Source organism: Pseudomonas fluorescens (assembly GCF_000730425.1).
Lineage (GTDB): Bacteria > Pseudomonadota > Gammaproteobacteria > Pseudomonadales > Pseudomonadaceae > Aquipseudomonas > Aquipseudomonas fluorescens_X.
In genome coordinates, this window is sequence record NZ_CP008896.1 from 442,901 (window position 1) to 460,477 (window position 17,577).

Sequence of the window (17,577 nt, forward strand, 5' to 3'; positions counted from 1 at the left end):
CAGGGCAGGGTCAAATCATGCGCGGGTTTAAGCGCGTTGGCTCAACCAATAGGCATACAAGGCCCTGGCCGCCGGTTCGATGCGCGCCACGTGTTGTTGATGGGCCGCGACATCCAGGTCTGCCGGCAATTCGAAGTTGTCCTGTTCGGCACACCAGGAGATGGTTTCCAACTGGGCGGCTTGCTCGGCTGGCAGGGTGGGCCATTGGCTGATCGCGGCGCCACGGATATAGCCAAAGCACCATTCCTCGGCGAGGGTCAGCGCCTGGCCCTGGTGTTCGGTTTGTTCAAAGCGCGCCTTGAAAGCCTGGGCGTCGGTGGCCAGTTGCTGGGCGATGTTCGTGAGATGGCGCGTGCACAGGTCGATAAATTGCCCGAGTTCTTCCTTGCTTTCCCACGCTGGGTGCTCGCCGCCCCAGATGGCCGGGAACCAGATGGCAACGTCCACCGGAGCCGGGCCGCAGGCCAGGGCGGTGAAGTAGCCATCGAGCTCGGCCAGGTTCAACACCGAGTTATCGTCGCCGTACTTCAGGAGGATGTCTTCGATGAACTCGAAATCGGCAGGGGCGAGGGCGTGGTCGTGCATGAACATATCCTTTGAGCGTCAAGCGCCGCAGATAAGGCGGCGTAAAGCGCGGAGGATGGCGCGAGTCGGCGTTTAAATCCAGTGCTAGATCACCTTCACCGCACGGCCAATCGCCTGGATCGGCCCGGTGGGCTTACCGGTTGGCGAGCCATTGGGGCCTTCCAGGGTCATCTCGAATAACTGGTTGGGTACCAGCGGTGGCAGTTTGTCCAGTGGGATCGTCAGGCTCTGGCCCGGTTTGACCAGCCCCAGGGAAACCGGACCTTGCCAGTCATCGCCCTTGGTCCAGAACTCCAGTGCCTTGTCGGCCGGTATCTCCATCATGCCCAGGGGAATCAGCTGGATTTGCTGGTGGGTGCTGGCCTGGATCACCCAGCCGGGCGCCTGGCTTTGCGGCGCCATCAGCACCACCACGTAGGCGGTCGGGTGGACGGCGGCGGGGCGGCTCAGTAGCAGTGCGGCCAGGACCAGGCTGGCCAACAAGCCAGCACCGGCCAGGCCGCGCCACAGTGCCAGCAGGTTCCACCATGGCACCGGCGATGCCTCGCCCACGGCACGATGGCCCAGGCTGCGTTCAATGCGTCGCCACAGGTAGGGTGACGGCGCCACCGGCTCGGCCAGTTCGGTCAGGGGCAACAGGCGCTGTTCCCAGGCATCTACCGCCGCGCGCAAAGGCCCATCGTGTTCCAGGCGTTGCTGCACCTGCAGGCGTTGCTCGGCTGCCAGGGTGCCCAGCACGTATTCGCTGGCCAGTTCGTTCAATTCGTCGGGGGTCATGCCAGGCACTCACGCAGTGCCGCTAGGCTGCGTTTGATCCAGGCTTTGACAGTCCCCAGCGGGGTGCCCAGTTTCTGTGCGATTTCACGGTGGGACAGGCCATCGACATACGCATGCAGCAGGCAACTGCGACGCGACGGTTCCAGGTGTTCCAGGCACTGGTAAACCTTGGCGCTACGGGCACGGTACTCGAAATGCTCGGCACTGGTTTCAGCCTCCAGCGTGTGTTCATGCTCATCACTGAGTGCGACTTCGCGGCCCTTTTTGCGCACGACGTTGAGTGCCATATGCCGGGTCACGCTATAGACCCAGCCACGGGCCGAGCCCCGGCGTGGATCGAAACCGCCGGCGCCGTTCCAGATATTGATAAATGCCTCATGCACGATGTCCTCCGCCAGGGCCGTGTCCCGTGCAATGCGCTTGGCCACGCCGAGCAGACGGGCGCAATCCTGTTCGTACAACTGACGCAAGGCGTGCTGTTCGCCGCGGGCGCAGGCCAACAGGCAGGCTTCATAGTCAAAGAGAGGTTCGGGCAAGGAATGGGGCCGCCATTTCAGGGTCAGTCCCCGGCCCAGAGTGGCCGGGGTGCTATCGCAGCAGCTTAGACGAGTTTTTTTGCCGGGCGCATCATTTGGCCACCCAGAAGATGTAGTCCGCCTGGTACTTCACCACTTCCTGCTGGCCCTTGTTGGCGGGGCTGCATTCAGTACCCGGCGCCACGCCACCCTTGAGCGCTACCCGTTGGATATAGCTGACACCGCTCATTGCACCCTGGCCCTCAGCCGGGTTGGCCTTGACCAGTTGGTAGGGCAGGTTACCCGCGCTGGACGGCGCCACGGCCAACTGCGTGCCAATGACTTTCGAGCCGTCCTGGGCCTGCCAGGTGGCCGGCGGGCCAAAGTAGGTGCCCACCTGCTTGCCGCTACGGTCATTGAGCACCGCCTTGGGGCCGACGAAGGCCCATTCGGTCTGGCCGGTAGCGTTGGCCTTGTCGCGGCATTCGTAGGTGATTTCGCCGACACCGGTGGTTTCCATGGTCACCTTGTGTCCGTCCGGTACCTTGATGCTGTCGGGCAGGCTGGCCTGGGCAAAGGCCGCCGGGGTAGCGAGCAGCAGGCCGGCCAGGCAGAGCAGGGGTTTAGTGTTCATCGGTGTCTCTCCGTAAGGGTGAACAGCAAAGCAGCGCTGTGGCTACTCCCTGTACTACTCACGGCACGGTCGGCTGGATGCACGGCGCGATAAATAAATCGGTGAGATACAAAAGGAATAAAGTCAGATCGTATTGATATAAGTCGTTATAAGAAAAATCGCTATGCTGCCGCCAGAATTTTATAAGGCCGCAGGTAGCTGTAATGGATGTGGGTAATGTTGGTTTTGTGGTTGCAGGCCTGATTGTTGGTTTTATTGTCGGCATGACCGGTGTCGGTGGTGGGTCGCTGATGACCCCGATCTTGTTGTGGTTCGGCATCAACCCGGCCACGGCCGTGGGCACCGACCTGCTGTATGCCGCCATCACCAAGGCCGGTGGGGTGCTGGTGCATGGCAAGAACAAGAACATCGATTGGACTATCACCGGCTGGCTGACCTTGGGCAGCGTTCCGGCCGTGTTGCTGACGCTGTGGTTCCTCAAGAGTCTGCACACTGATCCCAGCGCGATGAACGAGGTGATCAAGCAAGCCCTGGGCGTGGTGCTGTTGCTGACCGCCCTGGCGATTCTGTTCAAGAAAAAACTCCTGGCCTTTGCCCAGCGCCATGCGGGTGACCACTACCATATGAGCCCGCGCAACCTTAACGGGCTGACGGTGTTCACGGGGGCAATCCTTGGCACCATGGTGGCTCTGACCTCCATCGGTGCGGGCGCCCTGGGCACCGTGGCGCTGTTTATCCTGTACCCGTTCCTGGCCACCAAGCGCCTGGTGGGCACCGAAATCGCCCACGCCGTACCGCTGACCCTGGTCGCCGGCCTTGGGCACGCGAGCATGGGCAACATGGACTGGCATTTGTTGGGGTTCTTGCTGATGGGCTCGCTGCCGGGCATCTATGTTGGCAGCCATATGTCAGGCCGTGTACCGGACGAACTGCTGCGCCCGTGCCTGGCGGTGATGCTGGGGTTGATTGGCTTCAAGCTGGCGTTCTGACCCAACCCACATTCGGCTATCGACCGTAGGGTGCCAGGTACCGAGCGTTATCGTTGACGGTTATCGCTGGCAAGCCAGCTCCTACAAGGGATTGTGGGTTTTTGCAGGAGCCGGCTTGCCGGCGATGGCGCCCGCCAGGGCGCCGCACATCACGCCTTGCGTTTATCCAGCCACTCCACCGCCGTGCGCCAGATACAAATCCCCAGGAAATACGCCGACATCAACAACCACAAGCCCAGGGTCAGTTTGTTGGTGTACGGCTGGTCGATCACCAGCAGCAGGCTGCAGAGCAGCCACACCGTGGTCACTGCAATATTGATCGGCATGAAGCGCTTGACCCGGAACGGGTGCAGGAACTTCATCGGCGTGACGGTCAGCAACGCCAGGCCGATCACCGTGGCCAGGGTGACCCAGGCGTCCGGGTCGATGATGTAGACACACAGCGCCACCACGTTCCAGGCGGCGGGGAAGCCCTGGAAGTAGTTGTCCTTGCTCTTCATATTGACGTTGCAGAAACAGAACAGCGACGACACCAGGATGACCGAGACGGTAAACAGGTGGGTGAAGTCCGGCAGGTCGATATAGCGGTAGATAAACAGCGCCGGAATAAACACATACGTCAGGTAATCGATCACCAGGTCCAGCACCGAGCCATCGAAACTTGGCAGCACGGTCTGCACATTGACCCGCCGCGCCAGCGAGCCATCGACGCCATCCACGATCAACGCCAGGCCCAGCCACAACAGGCAAGCCTTGGGTTGGTTCTCCAGTAACGCCAGTGTCGCGAGGAAGGCCAGCACCACGCCGGTGGCGGTAAAACCATGGGCGCCCCAGGCTTTGAGCCTGGCTACATGCAGGGTCGATATCACAGAAGCGTTCTCCAAAAAGGTGAAACGGGGCAGCCGACGGCGGTTTGGCGTCGAATCTGGCCAAGGGGTGCAGGTATCGACCGGAAAGATGGAGATAAGGTTCACCACCACGGCGTCAGGTTTAGCGTAGCAAGCGTTGACGGATTCGGCATCAGCCCTGACGGAACACCAGGGCCTTCAAGCCGCTTTGCGGATCGATGTCGGGAAATTCCGGCGGGTTTGCCAGGCGCTGCTCAAACCGCAGCCCAGGCGCTTCGCGGGTGACGCCTTCGATCAGGAAGTCTTCGCCAAACGCCGGGTCGTTCATGCAGGCCAATACCGTGCCTTGGGCGGTCAGCAGGTCCGGCAGGCGGCGCAGCACGCGCTGATAGTCCTTGGTCAGCAGGAAGCTGCCTTTCTGGAAGGACGGGGGGTCGATGATCACCAGGTCGTAGGGGCCGCTGCCGGTGACCTTGGCCCAGGACTTGAACAAGTCATGGCCCAGGAAACTCACCTTGCCCAGGTCATGGCCATTGAGCCGGTGATTGTCACGGCCCCGGCTCAGGGCGCCACGGGCCATATCCAGGTTGACCACATGCTCGGCGCCCCCTTCGATGGCGGCCACGGAAAACCCGCAGGTATAGGCAAACAGGTTCAACACCCGCAACCCACGGGCGTGCTCGCGGACCCAGTTGCGCCCGTAGCGCATGTCGAGGAACAGCCCGCTGTTCTGCTTTTTACCCAGGTCGATGCGATAGCGCAGGGCGCCTTCGGTGATGGTCAATTCCTCGACCCTCTCCCCCCACAGCCATTCGGTGGTGCTTTGCGGCAGATAGCGATGTTGCAGCGCCAGGGTGTGGGCGCCGGCCTGTTGCCAGGCGCGGCTTTCGCAGAGGTCGCGCAACTGCTGTTGCAGGGCTTGCAACTGCGCCACCTCGGGTTCCTTGAACAACGCGACCAGCACCACGCCTTGCAACCAGTCCACGGTCAATTGTTCCAGCCCCGGCCAGCAGCGACCACGGCCATGGAACAGGCGCCGGGTTTCTGTGGGGGCGTCGCGCAGGGCTTCGAGCAGATGGGTGTGGAGCAGGGCGAGGGCGTCGGGGGTCATCGGGCAGTGTCGATCATTGAACGGGCGGCATTTTAAACACAATTGCGGTGTTTCAGGTGGTTGAAGCACAACGTGCTTTCAATCGGCCCTGTTTAAGCGTTTTGTGCTGCAAATCGCCCGCAAGCCTACCCAGAACAGTCAAAAAATCCTTTTGGGCAGACATAAACTGGAAAAAACAGCCTGGAGGTGCCCATGAACGGCTTCGCAAAGACAGTCAATCAAACAGCCATTGACCAGCAGGAACTCACCGAGTGGCGCGACGCCCTGGAATCCTTGGTGCGCCACGCCGGCCCGGAACGTGCGCGGCAGATCCTCGATATGCTGGCCGACGCTGGCAATACCCCGGCCATTGGCTGGAAGCCGCGCCATGGCACACCGTATATCAACAGCATCAGCGTTTCCCAGCAGCCACACTTTCCCGGCGACCTGGCCACCGAAGAGCGCCTGGCCTCGCTGGTGCGCTGGAATGCCCTGGCCATGGTGGTGCGGGCCAACCAGGCCTATGGCGAACTGGGCGGTCATATCGCCAGTTATGCCAGCGCGGCGGATTTGTTCGAAGTGGGCTTCAACCATTTTTTCCGCGCGCGCCACAACGATGTGGGTGGCGACCTGGTGTTCTACCAGCCCCATTCCGCCCCCGGCATCTATGCGCGGGCGTTTCTTGAAGGTCGTTTGAGCGAGCAGGACCTGGCCCACTATCGCCAGGAACTGGGCGCGGTCAAGGCCGGTGCCCGTGGTCTGTCCAGCTACCCCCATCCGTGGTTGATGCCGGACTTCTGGCAGTTTCCCACCGGCTCCATGGGCATTGGGCCGATCAGCTCGATTTTCCAGGCGCGCTTTATGCGTTACCTGCACCATCGTGGTTTGCAGGACACCACGGACCGCTACGTCTGGGGCGTGTTCGGCGACGGCGAGATGGATGAGCCGGAGAGCATGTCGGCCCTGACCCTGGCCGCCCGCGAAGGCTTGGACAATCTGACCTGGGTGGTCAATTGCAACCTGCAACGCCTCGATGGTCCGGTGCGTGGCAATGGCCGGATCATCGACGAGTTGGAGGCGCTGTTTGCCGGTGCCGGCTGGAACGTGATCAAGCTGGTCTGGGGTTCGGACTGGGACGCCTTGCTGGCCAAGGATACAGACGGTGCATTGGTGCGCACCTTGTCCCAGACCGTGGATGGGCAGTTCCAGACCTTTGCCGCCAAAGATGGCGCCTATAACCGCGAGCACTTCTTCGGCCAGAGCGAGTCGCTCGCCAAACTGGTGGCGGGCTTGAGCGACGAGCAGATCGACCGTCTCAAACGCGGCGGCCACGACATGTTGAAAATCCATGCGGCCTATCACGCCGCGCGGCGGGTCAAGGGGCGCCCCACGGTCATCCTGGCCCAGACCAAGAAAGGCTTCGGTATGGGTGAGGCCGGGCAGGGCAAGATGACCACCCACCAACAGAAAAAAATCGACCGCGACGCGTTGATCGGCTTTCGCAATCGCTTCCAGTTACCCCTGAGCGACGAGCAGACCGAATCCCTGAGCTTCTACAAACCCGCCGCCGACAGCGTGGAAATGCGCTACCTGCACCAACGCCGTGCGGCCCTCGGCGGCTATGTGCCCAGCCGCAGCCAGCGCGCCGAGCCGGTGCCTGTCCCAGCGGTGGATGGCTACGGCGGTTTCGCGACCCAGGCCGAGGGCAAGGAAATGTCCACCACCATGGCCTTTGTGCGCATGCTCAGCAACCTGCTCAAGGACAAGGCCCTGGGCCCACGGATCGTGCCAATTGTCGCCGACGAGGCGCGCACGTTCGGCATGGCCAACCTGTTCAAGCAGATCGGCATCTATTCCAGCGTCGGCCAGTGCTACGAGCCGGAAGACATCGGCTCGATCCTCAGCTACCGCGAAGCCACCGACGGGCAGATCCTTGAAGAAGGCATCAGCGAAGCCAGCGCCATCAGCTCCTGGGTCGCGGCGGCCACCAGTTATTCGGTGCATGGCTTGCGCATGTTGCCGTTCTACATCTACTACTCGATGTTCGGCTTCCAGCGCGTGGGCGACCTGATCTGGGCCGCCGCCGACCAACGCGCCCGGGGCTTTTTGCTCGGCGCCACGGCAGGGCGTACCACCTTGGGTGGCGAGGGCTTGCAGCACCAGGACGGCAGCAGCCACCTGATGGCGGCGACCGTGCCCAACTGCCGCGCCTACGACCCGGCGTTCGCCGGCGAGTTTGCGGTGATTCTCGACCACGGCATGCGTCAGATGCTGGAGCACGACGTCGACGAGTTCTACTACGTGACCCTGATGAACGAAAACTACCCGCAACCAACCCTGCCAGAGGGCGTCGAGGCGGCGATTATCAAGGGCATGTACCGCCTTGGCGGCGCGGCTGGCGCCAAGGTTCGCCTGTTGGGTTCCGGCACCCTGGTGCGCGAGGCCCAAGCCGCCGCGCAGTTGCTGGCAGACGATTGGCAGATCGACAGCGAGGTGTTCAGCGTGACCAGCTTCAGCGAACTGGCTCGCGATGCGCGGGAGGTGGAGCGCTACAATCGCCTGCATCCGCTGCAAAGCCCACGGCACAGCCACCTGGCGAGCTGCCTGCCGCAAGGCGCGCCAGTGGTTGCGGTGTCGGACTATGTGCGCGCAGTGCCGCAGATGATCGGCTCGTACCTGGGGTCGAGCTACACCGTCCTGGGGACTGATGGTTTCGGGCGCAGCGACACCCGCGTGGCGTTGCGCGACTTCTTTGAGGTAGACCGCCACCACATCGTCCTCGCCGCGCTGGCGGCCCTGGTGGAACAAGGCAGCCTGCAGGCGCAGGTGTGCCAACAGGCCATCGACCGCTACGGCCTGCCCACCGAGCGCGGGGCATCCTGGACCCACTGACCCCTCAAGGTAAATGAGGCACCCGTGTGGGAGCGGGCTTGCTCGCGAAGGCGGTGGGTCAGTCACCTATGCACCAACTGACCCACCGCCTTCGCGAGCAAGCCCGCTCCCACACAAGCCAGCTCCTGCAGGGTTTTGTGCTGGGCTTTAGAGCGTGGCAATCAACGCCGGCCCAAATGCCTCATGCAAAAACTGCGGCGCGATGTAACGCTGGTAATGCGCCTCTGACAACAGGAAAAACTCCCGATCAATCGCATCACGCAAATCCGCCAGGTGCCGTTCACGAAACTCCGGCAGCAACGCCAGGCCATAGGCATCGAGCCTGGAAATCACCCGCGCGCCCCGGGCAATCAACTGATAGGCCCAGCAATAAGGCGACTGGTGCGGCATAAAACGGATCTTGCGCGCCTCCAACTGCTGGCGCAGGCGCGGGGCATCGAGCACCTGCAACTTGCTGGTCATGACCTGCACCAGCAGTTGTTCGAGGCGCAGCCACACCGCTTGTTTTTCCGCGGCGCTATAGCCATTCCACTGAATGACTTCATGGTGATAACGCTTGCAGCCACGGCACACCAGGTCGCCATAAACGGTGGAACACAGGCCGACGCACGGCGTCTTGATGGTTTGGTTTGGCATAAAAACCGCGTCTTTCCTAATCCACTATAAAAGGGTTCACAAGCGCTCCAGGGCGCTGAACTGCTGGTTCAACCATTGATACAACTGGGTCACCGCCCGCGACATCTGAGCGCGATGGGGGCAGGCGAAGCTCAACGGGTACACATCGCCGGGAACCTGCGGCAACAGCACCACCAGCCGATGTGCCTGCACATCGGCGTACACATCCAGCCAGCATTTGTAGGCGATGCCTTCACCGGCGACGGCCCAGCGCCGTACTACATCGGCGTCGTCGCTGAACAGGGGGCCGGTGACGTGCACGGTCTGCTCGCCCAATGCCCAGCGGTCATGCAGGCGACCGTTTTGCAGGTACAGCAGGCACGGGTGGCCGGGCAGGTCGTCGACGCACGACGGTGCGCCATGGCGTGCCACGTAATCCGGCGACGCTACCAAGACCCGGCGATTCCAGGGCGCCAGGGGCAGGGCGATGTAATTGGCGTCCTCGTTCCAGCCGTAACGCAAGGCCACGTCCACCGGGTCGCGAAACAGGTTGGTGACCTGGTCCGACACCAGAAAGCGCAGGGTCAGCCCAGGGTGCAGGCGGCGGAACTCGGTGAGCATCGGCAGCAGAATATTGCGCCCCAGGTCCGACGGCGCAGCGATCTGCAACGTACCTTGCAGCGGCGCGTTATCGCCGCGCAAGCGCTCGCGCCCCAGCGTCAACTGCTCCAGCACGCCACGGGCAGTGGGCAGGTACTGTTCGCCCTCGGCGCTCAAGCGCAGGCTGCGGGTGGTGCGGGTAAACAGGCGCACCTCCAGTTCCCGCTCCAGGCGCTTGATGGCTGCCGCGACCTGGCCCGGCAACAGGTTGGCCTCAACCGCTGCTGCGGTGAAGCTGCCCAGTGCCGCGCTGCGCAGGAACAGCCCGAGATCATCGATGCGGATCATTTTCACTCCAGCGATGAAAGTGTTGCTGCATTTTGTCGATTTTTCTTCGCCCTGGGAACGGTAAAGATGCAAGCCATCGAGGGCCATCGCCCGTCATCAACCGTGAGTCCCCATGAAAGCAATCACCTTTACCCAGCATGGCCTGCCCATCGACGATCCGCGCTCGCTGATCGATGTGACGATCGACGCGCCCCAACCGGGCCCCAGGGACCTGCTGGTGCAAGTGCAGGCAGTGGCGGTCAACCCGATCGATACCAAGGTCCGCTCCGGCGCCTATGCCCAGCAATCGAACATCCTCGGCTGGGACGCGGCGGGCATCGTGAGCCAGGTAGGCGCCGACGTCAGCCTGTTCAAGCCGGGCGACGCGGTGTACTACGCAGGCTCCCTGATCCGTGCCGGCAGCTACAGCCAATTGCAGGTGGTTGACGAGCGCCTCGTCGGCCACCGGCCCCGTACCGTAGACGCCGCCCACGCCGCCGCCTTGCCGCTGACCTCGATCACCGCCTGGGAGTTGCTGTTCGACCGCCTGGGCGTGACCGAAGGCGGTGGCCGGGACGATGTACTGCTGGTGGTCGGTGCCGGCGGCGGCGTGGGCTCGATCCTGGTGCAACTGGCCCGTCAACTCACCCACATGACCGTGATCGGCACCGCTTCGCGCCCGGAGACTGCCGAGTGGGTCCAGCGCATGGGCGCCCATCATGTGATCGACCATCGCCGGCCCCTGCTGGCCCAGCTCCAGGCGCTGGGAATTGCGGCGGTCAGCCATGTCGCCAGCCTCACCCATACCCAGGAATATCTGGCACAGCTGGTGGAAGTGCTGCGCCCACAAGGGCGGCTGGGGCTGATCGACGATCCGGCCAGCCTGGATGTCATGCCGCTCAAGCTCAAATCCTTGTCCTTGCACTGGGAACTGATGTTCACCCGCTCGCTGTTTGAAACGGCGGACATGATCCAGCAACACCACCTGCTCAACCGGGTGGCGCAACTGATCGACCAAGGCGTGCTGCACACCACCCTCGGCGCGCATTTTGGTGCGATCAACGCCGCCAATATGCGCAGCGCCCATGCCCTGGTGGAAAGCGGCAAGGCGCGGGGCAAGATTGTGCTTGAGAATTTCCAATGAACACCCTGATCAAAGCCCTCGGCTTGTCGCTGTGCGTCATGCTCGCCGGCTGCATCAGCCAAGCCACCCATGGAGTCGCCAACATGAGCAAACCCCTGATATCCATCGCCGTACTCAAGGCCAAGCCGGGCCAGGAGCAAGCGCTCAAGGCCGGCCTGCTGGCATTGGTCGAACCGACCCGCACCGAGCCTGGCAACCTGGATTACGTGCTGTTCGAACTGCGTGATGAACCAGGCACGTTCTATATGCGTGAAGCGTTCAAGGACCAGGCAGCCCTCGATGCGCATTTTGCGATGCCGTACTTCCAGCGCTTTGCCGCGACGGCGGATGACTTGCTGCGGGAACCGCTGAAGCTGATCTTTCTGGAGCAAGTGTCCAACTGAAGCGGGGTGCCTGATAGATCGTTATCGCCGGCAAGCCGGCTCCTGCACGAGGCGTGGTTATCCCAGCAGGAGCCGGCTTGCCGGCGATAGCGTCGGGTCAGGCTCGATCAATCCCAGCTCAACGCCCCACCTGTCTGATACTCGATCACTCGCGTCTCGAAGAAGTTCTTCTCTTTCTTCAAGTCCATGATCTCGCTCATCCACGGGAACGGGTTGGTGGTCCCTGGGTACTCTTCCTTCAAGCCAATCTGCGACAGGCGACGGTTGGCGATGAACTTGAGGTAGTCCTCCATCATGGCCGCGTTCATGCCCAGCACGCCGCGTGGCATGGTGTCGCGCGCGTATTCGATCTCCAGCTGGGTCCCTTGCAGGATCATCTGGGTCGCTTCTTCCTTCATTTCGGCATCCCACAGGTGTGGGTTTTCGATTTTGATCTGGTTGATCACGTCGATGCCGAAGTTCAGGTGCATCGACTCGTCGCGCAGGATGTACTGGAACTGCTCGGCCACGCCGGTCATTTTGTTGCGCCGGCCCATGGACAGGATCTGGGTGAAGCCGCAGTAGAAGAAGATGCCTTCCAGCACGCAGTAGTAGGCGACCAGGTTGCGCAGCAGTTCTTTATCGGTGTCGACGGTGCCGGTCTCGAACTTCGGATCGGAGATCGAGCGGGTGTATTTCAGGCCCCAGGCGGCCTTTTTGGCGACCGATGGGATCTCGTGGTACATGTTGAAGATCTCGCCTTCATCCATGGCCAGCGATTCGATGCAGTACTGGTAGGCGTGGGTGTGGATCGCTTCCTCGAAGGCCTGGCGCAGGATGTACTGGCGGCACTCGGGGTTGGTGATCAGGCGGTACACGGCCAGGACCAGGTTGTTGGCGACCAGGGAGTCGGCGGTGGAGAAGAAGCCCAGGTTGCGCATGACGATGCGACGTTCGTCGTCAGTCAGGCCTTCGGGGTTTTTCCACAGGGCGATGTCGGCGGTCATGTTGACCTCTTGCGGCATCCAGTGGTTGGCGCAGCCGTCGAGGTATTTCTGCCAGGCCCAGTCGTACTTGAAGGGCACGAGTTGGTTGAGGTCGGCGCGGCAGTTGATCATGCGTTTTTCGTCAACGGCGACACGGGCACTGGCGCCTTCAAGCTCGGCGAGGCCTTCGGCGATGTCGAGTTTGTCCAGGGCGGCCTTGGCCCGCACGATGGCGGCGGAGTCATTGGCGGTCACGGCGCGGGCTTCGATGGCCGCGGCAGCGCCGGCACCGTCGAGGCGGTCCATGTTGGCTTCGGTGGCGTGGCCGGCGTTGGCGCCACGGATCACGGCTGCACTGGTGTCTTCGTTGTCGACTTCATCCCAACTCAGCATGAAATACTCCTTCCTGGTCTGTTCTGACGGCGTATGCAACCGTCTAAAAATAGGCAATTTGCAGGCTTCAAGGCATTGAAATGCTGCGCATAGTGTGGTCGGGTTTAAACGCCTATTCACACTATATAGTGGTCGTTTTTGTTTGTGGGCACACTATATGGTGTGTTTTCCAGGCGGTCAACGCACAAGATCAGACCAGGAGGGTGGCCCGCATCTGTAGGAGCCGGCTTGCCGGCGATAGCCATTTTGATGCGTGCGCTGAATGAAAGGGCCTCATTGCCGGCAAGCCGGCTCCTACGGTGGGGCGGTGTGGTTTGGCAGGGCGTGCTTGGGCTTAGAAACGGCTGGTCACGCTCATGCCGACGGTGCGTGGGTCGCCATAAGTGATCACGTACTGCCCCAGCCCACCGTTTGGCCGGCCATGCACCTGGTAGCGGCGGTCGGTGAGGTTGTTGACGAAGCCGGTGACGCTGAGTTTTTCATCGGCGCTGTACCAGCTCAGGCGGCTGTTGACCAAGGTGTAGTGGGCTTGGCTGAGGGTCTTGTCGGCACTGCTCTGGCGGTCGGCGAGGAAGTATTCCTTATCGCGAAAACTTGCATCGGCACCGACCACCAGCTTGCCGCCGACTTGCAGTGGGAGGGTGTAGTCGCCACCCAGCGACACCACATTGCGCGGCGAGCGCACAAAGCTGTTGCCACTGTAGTCACCGGTGACCGCCCCGGTGTTGGGGTTGGTGTTCTTGAAGTCGGTGTATTGGGTATCGAGGAACGACACCGCTGCACGCAGGTGCAGGTAGTCGGTGGGTTGGCCTTCCAGTTCCAGCTCGGCGCCCTTGACCTTGCCTTTGGCGCCATTGGTCAGCGCGGTGGTCAACACGCCGTTGTTGACCGTCAGCAGGTTGACCTGAATATCCGAGTAGTCGTAATAGAAAATATTGGCGTTGGCCGTCAGGCGGCGGTTGAACCACTCGGACTTGACGCCGAACTCATAGGCGTCGAGCTGCTCCGGGTCCACCGTGGTCAACTGCGCCAGGCTGGTGGACAACCCGGTATTGAACCCACCGGAACGGAAGCCGTGGGCATAGCGAAAGAACACCCGCACGTTGTCATTGATCCGGTATTCCGGGGTCACGTCATAGGTCCAGGCTTCCCAGGTCTTGTTCTCCTGGCGGCTGCCATTGGTGCCGCTGCCCGCCAGGGGCTCCCGCCGCAGTCAGGCACTGGCGCGCAAAGGTTGGCTGGCTGCCCGCTGATGCACCAGCGGCAGGACTTCCTGGCCAATGCGCAGGGCTTCCTCCAGGTGCGGGTTGCCGGCGAGGATAAAGGTCGAGAAGCCGGCGTCGCGGTATTCCACCAGGCGTTCGGCAATGTTCTGGTGACTGCCCACCAGGCCCACGGTGGGGCCTGGCTTGGCCTTGGCAAATCCGGCCCACAGGTTAGGGCCGATGATCAGGTCGTCGAAACGGTCGACATTCTGGTGATAGGCCGTCTGGCGCGCTGCGCCCACCGAGTCCGAACCGCTGGTGAAACCCTTGGCGACCACGCTGCTCTTGCCATCGAGCTTGTCGAACTGGCGGCGCAGGTCTTTCCAGGCCAGTTCTTCGGTTTCCCGGTCAAACAGGTCGACCCGCAGGCCGAAGCGCACGCTGCGCCCCTGTTTGTCTGCCAGCTCACGAACCCGCTCGATATGCGGCTTGAGCTTGTCGAGGGGCTCGGCCCAATTGAGGTACACATCGGCATGCTGGGCGGCCACCCCCAGGGCGGCATCGGAGAACCCGGAAAAATACACCCCCGGCTTGCGCTCATGCTGCAGGCCAGGGGGCAGGGCGCCGTTGTCCAGTTGGTAGATATCGCCGTCATAGGAGAATTTTTCCTGCTCCCACAGGCCCTGGATGATGTCGAGGAACTCCCCGGTGCGCTGGTAGCGCAGGTCGTGTTCGAGGAAATCCCCATTGGCCCGCTGGCTGGCCGGGTTGCCACCGGTGATGATGTTCCAGTCCAGGCGGCCACGGCTCAGGTTCTGCAGGATCGCCGCTTGCTGCGCGGCGTAGGCGGGCAGGGTCCAGGTGGCCTGGAAGGCGATCAGGAACCGGATGCGCCGGGTTTCCCGGGCCAGCGCGGCGGCGACGATCCATGGCTCGGGCCCGGTGGGCAGCAGCGCCCCTTCGAAACCGGCCAGCTCGGCGGCCTTGGCCACCTGGGCGATGTAGTCGATATAGGTGAACCCGTCCGGCTCGCCATTGGGCAGGTGCCCCGGGGCGATATGGCCGGGGCGGTGCTGTGCGCTGCCCCGGTTGTGTTTGTCCGTGCTCAACTGCGGACCATCGGTGCCCAGCGGCAGGCGCCAGAAAAATTCAGTGCTCATGGGTGCTCCTGAGTCAGTCATGCAAGGTGCGAGGACCTGTTGCAGGTGGGATTGCAACCGCCATGCCATGGCGGCTGCGGCCCCAGTAGGCGGGGGGGATACCTGTGGATGGGGGGAAGTGCGATGCGGGGATTGCCTCTACAGCAACACCTGAGCAGCAGTGGGTGTTCAGCGGGCAGCACAAAACTCCTGTAGGCGCTGGCTTGCCAGCTCCCACAGGGGCATACCGAGCCTGGACGAGGTGCCGAGTGGTGGGGCAAGAGCCCTTTTGGTTACTTTTGGCTGGGCCGGCACTCCGGGCTCTTTTCCAAAATTGACCCGCCGTCAGGGCGGAACCTTAAGTGGCCGTGACCACAGCAACGGATATGTGCACAGCCCCAAGAACCATCAAAGAGTTGTGTAGACACTCATGGCCATCGTCGGCAAGCCGGCGCCTACAGAAAATACCCGACCAAAACCATCGGCATTTCTTGATCGCCATCAAGCAGGTTTTACCCCCCTGGCTTTCTATCATGGTCCCCGCCAAGCGTTCTTCGGCGCCTACGCCATGATCGTCATGACCCTGATCAGCTACGCCATGCCCCGCCTGCGCGGTATCGGTGAAGCGCCCGATGCACGCTCCCAGGCCCTGGAAATCTGGGGCTTCTGGCTGATGGTCCTGTCGATGGTGATGATCACCCTGTTCCTGACGGCGGCCGGTGCGGTGCAGATCTGGTTGCACCGCTGGCAGGTGGACGGTGCGTCGCTGATCATACAAGCCACAACGACAGGCCACTGGCCGCCGCCATCATCGAACCGAGGATCACGAACCAGGCCAGGGGCTGGATGAGCTTTTTCATGGGGACTCCGTGGGGCAGTCATTAGGAATAACCGGGTAGAGCAAGAGCTGGGCCAAGGCACGGGCCACGTAAAATCAGAGCTGCAGCACCTAAAGGGTTAAAATGACCCTGCCATTAAGGGTTTTTTTAACCCTTTAATGGTTATTTAAACCCTCATCAACAATCCCATGTAGGCGCTGGCTTGCCTGCGATGCAGGCTCCTCGGTCTTGCAGTAGAACCGCAGCGCTGCCATCGCAGGCAAGCCAGCTCCCACATGGGATGGCGGCGCCTCCGGGGTTCGGCCCGGGCCTTGCAACGCCAATCCTGCGACGGCCCCCAGGATATTGCCCCGCCTCGAAGCCCGGCTTGATCTGCGACAAGGGCCAGGCGCGGGCAATCCCGGATGATCGGGCCGGCAATGACTTGAGGAGTGGTGGTATGCACGTGCTGGATCGACGCAAGGCCATGTCGATAACCCCGCTGTTTCGCCTGGCCTTCCGGCCATTTTTCCTCGGTGGCTGCCTGTTGGCGCTGCTGGCGGTTCCCCTGTGGCTGCTGGCCCTGGCTGGCGAAGTGGGCTGGCAGCCGGCGGGTGGCTGGCTGGCGTGGCATCGTCATGAACTGCTGTTCGGTTTTGCCTTGGCGATCATCGGCGGGTTCCTGTTGACGGCGGTGCAGACCTGGACCGGCCGCCCCGGTATCAGCGGTGCGCCTCTTGCAGTACTGGCCGGCTTATGGCTGGGCGCGCGCCTGGCCTGGCTGTTCAACCTACCGTGGCCGCTGCTGGCCTTGCTGGAGCTGAGCTTTCCCTTGGCCGTCGCCGGTTTGATGGGCTGGACCCTGTACAACGTACGGCAACAGCGCAACTACCCGATTGTGCTGGTCCTGCTGTTGTTGACCCTGGCCGATGCCCTGTCTCTGTATGGCTTGCTGCGCAATGACGAAGGCTGGCAACGCCAGGCGGTGCTGACCGGGCTGTGGCTGGTGGCGGCGATGATGGGCTTGATCGGCGGGCGGGTGATCCCGTTTTTCACCCAGCGTGGCCTGGGGCGCACTGCCGCGGTGAAGCCCCGGCCATGGCTGGATCACCTGCTGTTGGGTGGCTCGGCAGGGGTTGCGCTGCTGTACGCCAGTGGCCTGGCATTGACCCCCAGCCTGTGGGTGGGCCTGCTGTTCGGCTTGCTGGGGCTTGGCCACCTGCTGCGCCTGGTGCGCTGGCACGACCGTGGCCTGTGGCGCGTGCCGTTGCTGTGGTCGCTGCACCTGGCCTATGCCTGGCTGGCCGTGGCTTGCCTGGGCATGACGCTGTGGCATTGGGGTGTGCCGCTGAACCCGAGCCTGGCGGTGCATGCGCTGACGGTCGGGGCAATGGGCGGGTTGATCCTGGCGATGATCGCGCGGGTCAGCCTGGGCCATACCGGTCGGCCCTTGACGCCGCCCACGGGCATGACCCTGGCGTTTATCCTTTTGAACCTGGCCTGCCTGAGCCGGGTGTTGCTGGTGCTGATCTGGCCTTATGCGGCGCTATGGCTGGCGGGTGTGTGCTGGACCCTGGGCCTTGGCGTGTATCTATGGCGCTACGCACCGATGCTGTGGCGCGCACGCGTTGACGGCCATCCCGGCTAGGAGAGCGAGC

At 62.5% G+C, this 17,577-nt stretch carries 15 protein-coding genes and 2 pseudogenes; 6 read left to right on the forward strand and 11 right to left on the reverse strand.

Annotation, left to right across the window (positions count from 1 at the left end; genetic code table 11):
• Nucleotides 1-27 precede the first annotated feature (27 nt).
• The 4 genes from HZ99_RS01815 to HZ99_RS01830 all read right to left on the reverse strand — a co-directional run bounded on the left by HZ99_RS01815 (nt 28) and on the right by HZ99_RS01830 (nt 2,511).
• Nucleotides 28-585, reverse strand: coding sequence for a UPF0149 family protein (locus HZ99_RS01815; protein ID WP_038440913.1), 558 nt, complete (start codon nt 583-585; stop codon nt 28-30).
• Nucleotides 586-669: 84 nt separating this feature from the next.
• A complete protein-coding gene (locus tag HZ99_RS01820) occupies nt 670-1,362 on the reverse strand; it encodes an anti-sigma factor (protein ID WP_038440915.1) in 693 nt (230 codons plus the stop codon).
• Nucleotides 1,359-1,898 carry a sigma-70 family RNA polymerase sigma factor gene (locus HZ99_RS01825; protein ID WP_038440917.1) on the reverse strand — a complete coding sequence of 180 codons (540 nt, stop codon included), beginning with the start codon at nt 1,896-1,898 and terminating at the stop codon, nt 1,359-1,361. Before HZ99_RS01825 ends, HZ99_RS01820 begins: the two co-directional genes overlap by 4 nt.
• 91 nt (nt 1,899-1,989) lie before the next feature.
• Nucleotides 1,990-2,511, reverse strand: a complete 522-nt coding sequence (locus HZ99_RS01830; protein ID WP_038440919.1) for a DUF3455 domain-containing protein — start codon at nt 2,509-2,511, stop codon at nt 1,990-1,992.
• 203 nt (nt 2,512-2,714) lie between these two features.
• Between HZ99_RS01830 and HZ99_RS01835 the strand changes: the two genes are divergently transcribed.
• Nucleotides 2,715-3,500, forward strand: coding sequence for a sulfite exporter TauE/SafE family protein (locus tag HZ99_RS01835; protein ID WP_038440920.1), 786 nt, complete (start codon nt 2,715-2,717; stop codon nt 3,498-3,500).
• 149 nt (nt 3,501-3,649) lie between these two features.
• On the opposite strand, the gene pcsA is transcribed toward HZ99_RS01835, so the two are convergent.
• Together pcsA and HZ99_RS01845 are read right to left on the reverse strand one after the other, a co-directional pair.
• Entirely contained in the window at nt 3,650-4,369 is a 720-nt protein-coding gene (gene pcsA, locus HZ99_RS01840; RefSeq protein WP_038440921.1) for a phosphatidylcholine synthase, read from the reverse strand.
• A gap of 151 nt (nt 4,370-4,520) precedes the next feature.
• Nucleotides 4,521-5,459 (reverse strand): class I SAM-dependent methyltransferase, encoded by a 939-nt coding sequence (locus HZ99_RS01845; RefSeq protein ID WP_038440922.1) that lies wholly within the window; start codon nt 5,457-5,459, stop codon nt 4,521-4,523.
• Nucleotides 5,460-5,651: 192 nt separating this feature from the next.
• On the opposite strand from HZ99_RS01845, the gene mdeB reads away from it, so the two are divergent.
• Nucleotides 5,652-8,330, forward strand: a complete 2,679-nt coding sequence (gene mdeB, locus HZ99_RS01850) for an alpha-ketoglutarate dehydrogenase (protein WP_038440923.1) — start codon at nt 5,652-5,654, stop codon at nt 8,328-8,330.
• Nucleotides 8,331-8,477: 147 nt separating this feature from the next.
• On the opposite strand, the gene HZ99_RS01855 is transcribed toward mdeB, so the two are convergent.
• Entirely contained in the window at nt 8,478-8,966 is a 489-nt protein-coding gene (locus HZ99_RS01855) for a DUF1289 domain-containing protein (protein ID WP_038440924.1), read from the reverse strand.
• A 36-nt stretch (nt 8,967-9,002) separates the two neighbouring features.
• Nucleotides 9,003-9,893 carry a LysR family transcriptional regulator gene (locus HZ99_RS01860; protein WP_038447780.1) on the reverse strand — a complete coding sequence of 297 codons (891 nt, stop codon included), beginning with the start codon at nt 9,891-9,893 and terminating at the stop codon, nt 9,003-9,005.
• Between the two features lie 112 nt (nt 9,894-10,005).
• Between HZ99_RS01860 and HZ99_RS01865 the strand changes: the two genes are divergently transcribed.
• Together HZ99_RS01865 and HZ99_RS01870 are read left to right on the forward strand one after the other, a co-directional pair.
• On the forward strand, nt 10,006-11,016 hold the full coding sequence (locus tag HZ99_RS01865; RefSeq protein ID WP_038440925.1) for a zinc-binding alcohol dehydrogenase family protein: 1,011 nt from the start codon (nt 10,006-10,008) through the stop codon (nt 11,014-11,016).
• 83 nt (nt 11,017-11,099) lie between these two features.
• Entirely contained in the window at nt 11,100-11,399 is a 300-nt protein-coding gene (locus HZ99_RS01870) for a putative quinol monooxygenase (RefSeq protein WP_038447781.1), read from the forward strand.
• A gap of 107 nt (nt 11,400-11,506) precedes the next feature.
• Here HZ99_RS01870 and HZ99_RS01875 read toward each other — a convergent pair whose 3' ends face one another.
• The 3 genes and pseudogenes from HZ99_RS01875 to HZ99_RS01885 all read right to left on the reverse strand — a co-directional run bounded on the left by HZ99_RS01875 (nt 11,507) and on the right by HZ99_RS01885 (nt 15,122).
• On the reverse strand, nt 11,507-12,757 hold the full coding sequence (locus HZ99_RS01875; protein WP_038440926.1) for a ribonucleotide-diphosphate reductase subunit beta: 1,251 nt from the start codon (nt 12,755-12,757) through the stop codon (nt 11,507-11,509).
• A 334-nt stretch (nt 12,758-13,091) separates the two neighbouring features.
• Nucleotides 13,092-13,958 (reverse strand): annotated as a pseudogene (locus tag HZ99_RS01880) (TonB-dependent receptor); the annotation flags it as partial.
• A 12-nt stretch (nt 13,959-13,970) separates the two neighbouring features.
• Nucleotides 13,971-15,122: an LLM class flavin-dependent oxidoreductase gene (locus HZ99_RS01885; protein ID WP_038440927.1), complete on the reverse strand. Its 1,152-nt coding sequence runs from the start codon at nt 15,120-15,122 to the stop codon at nt 13,971-13,973.
• A 496-nt stretch (nt 15,123-15,618) separates the two neighbouring features.
• Here HZ99_RS01885 and HZ99_RS27525 point away from each other — a divergent pair.
• Nucleotides 15,619-15,885 (forward strand): annotated as a pseudogene (locus HZ99_RS27525) (nitric-oxide reductase large subunit); the annotation flags it as partial.
• Nucleotides 15,886-16,379: 494 nt separating this feature from the next.
• Nucleotides 16,380-17,567, forward strand: coding sequence for an NnrS family protein (locus HZ99_RS01895; RefSeq protein WP_038440931.1), 1,188 nt, complete (start codon nt 16,380-16,382; stop codon nt 17,565-17,567).
• Nucleotides 17,568-17,577: the final 10 nt, after the last annotated feature.

What these genes read in the sequence shown, in the direction of transcription:
- HZ99_RS01885 (WP_038440927.1), bottom strand. Translation starts at nt 15,122, where the DNA reads ATGAGCACTGAATTTTTCTGGCGCCTGCCGCTGGGCACCGATGGTCCG.
- HZ99_RS01845 (WP_038440922.1), bottom strand. Translation starts at nt 5,459, where the DNA reads ATGACCCCCGACGCCCTCGCCCTGCTCCACACCCATCTGCTCGAAGCC.
- HZ99_RS01820 (WP_038440915.1), bottom strand. Translation starts at nt 1,362, where the DNA reads ATGACCCCCGACGAATTGAACGAACTGGCCAGCGAATACGTGCTGGGC.
- HZ99_RS01855 (WP_038440924.1), bottom strand. Translation starts at nt 8,966, where the DNA reads ATGCCAAACCAAACCATCAAGACGCCGTGCGTCGGCCTGTGTTCCACC.
- HZ99_RS01895 (WP_038440931.1), top strand. Translation starts at nt 16,380, where the DNA reads ATGCACGTGCTGGATCGACGCAAGGCCATGTCGATAACCCCGCTGTTT.
- HZ99_RS01860 (WP_038447780.1), bottom strand. Translation starts at nt 9,893, where the DNA reads ATGATCCGCATCGATGATCTCGGGCTGTTCCTGCGCAGCGCGGCACTG.
- HZ99_RS01875 (WP_038440926.1), bottom strand. Translation starts at nt 12,757, where the DNA reads ATGCTGAGTTGGGATGAAGTCGACAACGAAGACACCAGTGCAGCCGTG.
- mdeB (WP_038440923.1), top strand. Translation starts at nt 5,652, where the DNA reads ATGAACGGCTTCGCAAAGACAGTCAATCAAACAGCCATTGACCAGCAG.
- HZ99_RS01865 (WP_038440925.1), top strand. Translation starts at nt 10,006, where the DNA reads ATGAAAGCAATCACCTTTACCCAGCATGGCCTGCCCATCGACGATCCG.
- HZ99_RS01830 (WP_038440919.1), bottom strand. Translation starts at nt 2,511, where the DNA reads ATGAACACTAAACCCCTGCTCTGCCTGGCCGGCCTGCTGCTCGCTACC.
- HZ99_RS01870 (WP_038447781.1), top strand. Translation starts at nt 11,100, where the DNA reads ATGAGCAAACCCCTGATATCCATCGCCGTACTCAAGGCCAAGCCGGGC.
- HZ99_RS01835 (WP_038440920.1), top strand. Translation starts at nt 2,715, where the DNA reads ATGGATGTGGGTAATGTTGGTTTTGTGGTTGCAGGCCTGATTGTTGGT.
- HZ99_RS01815 (WP_038440913.1), bottom strand. Translation starts at nt 585, where the DNA reads ATGCACGACCACGCCCTCGCCCCTGCCGATTTCGAGTTCATCGAAGAC.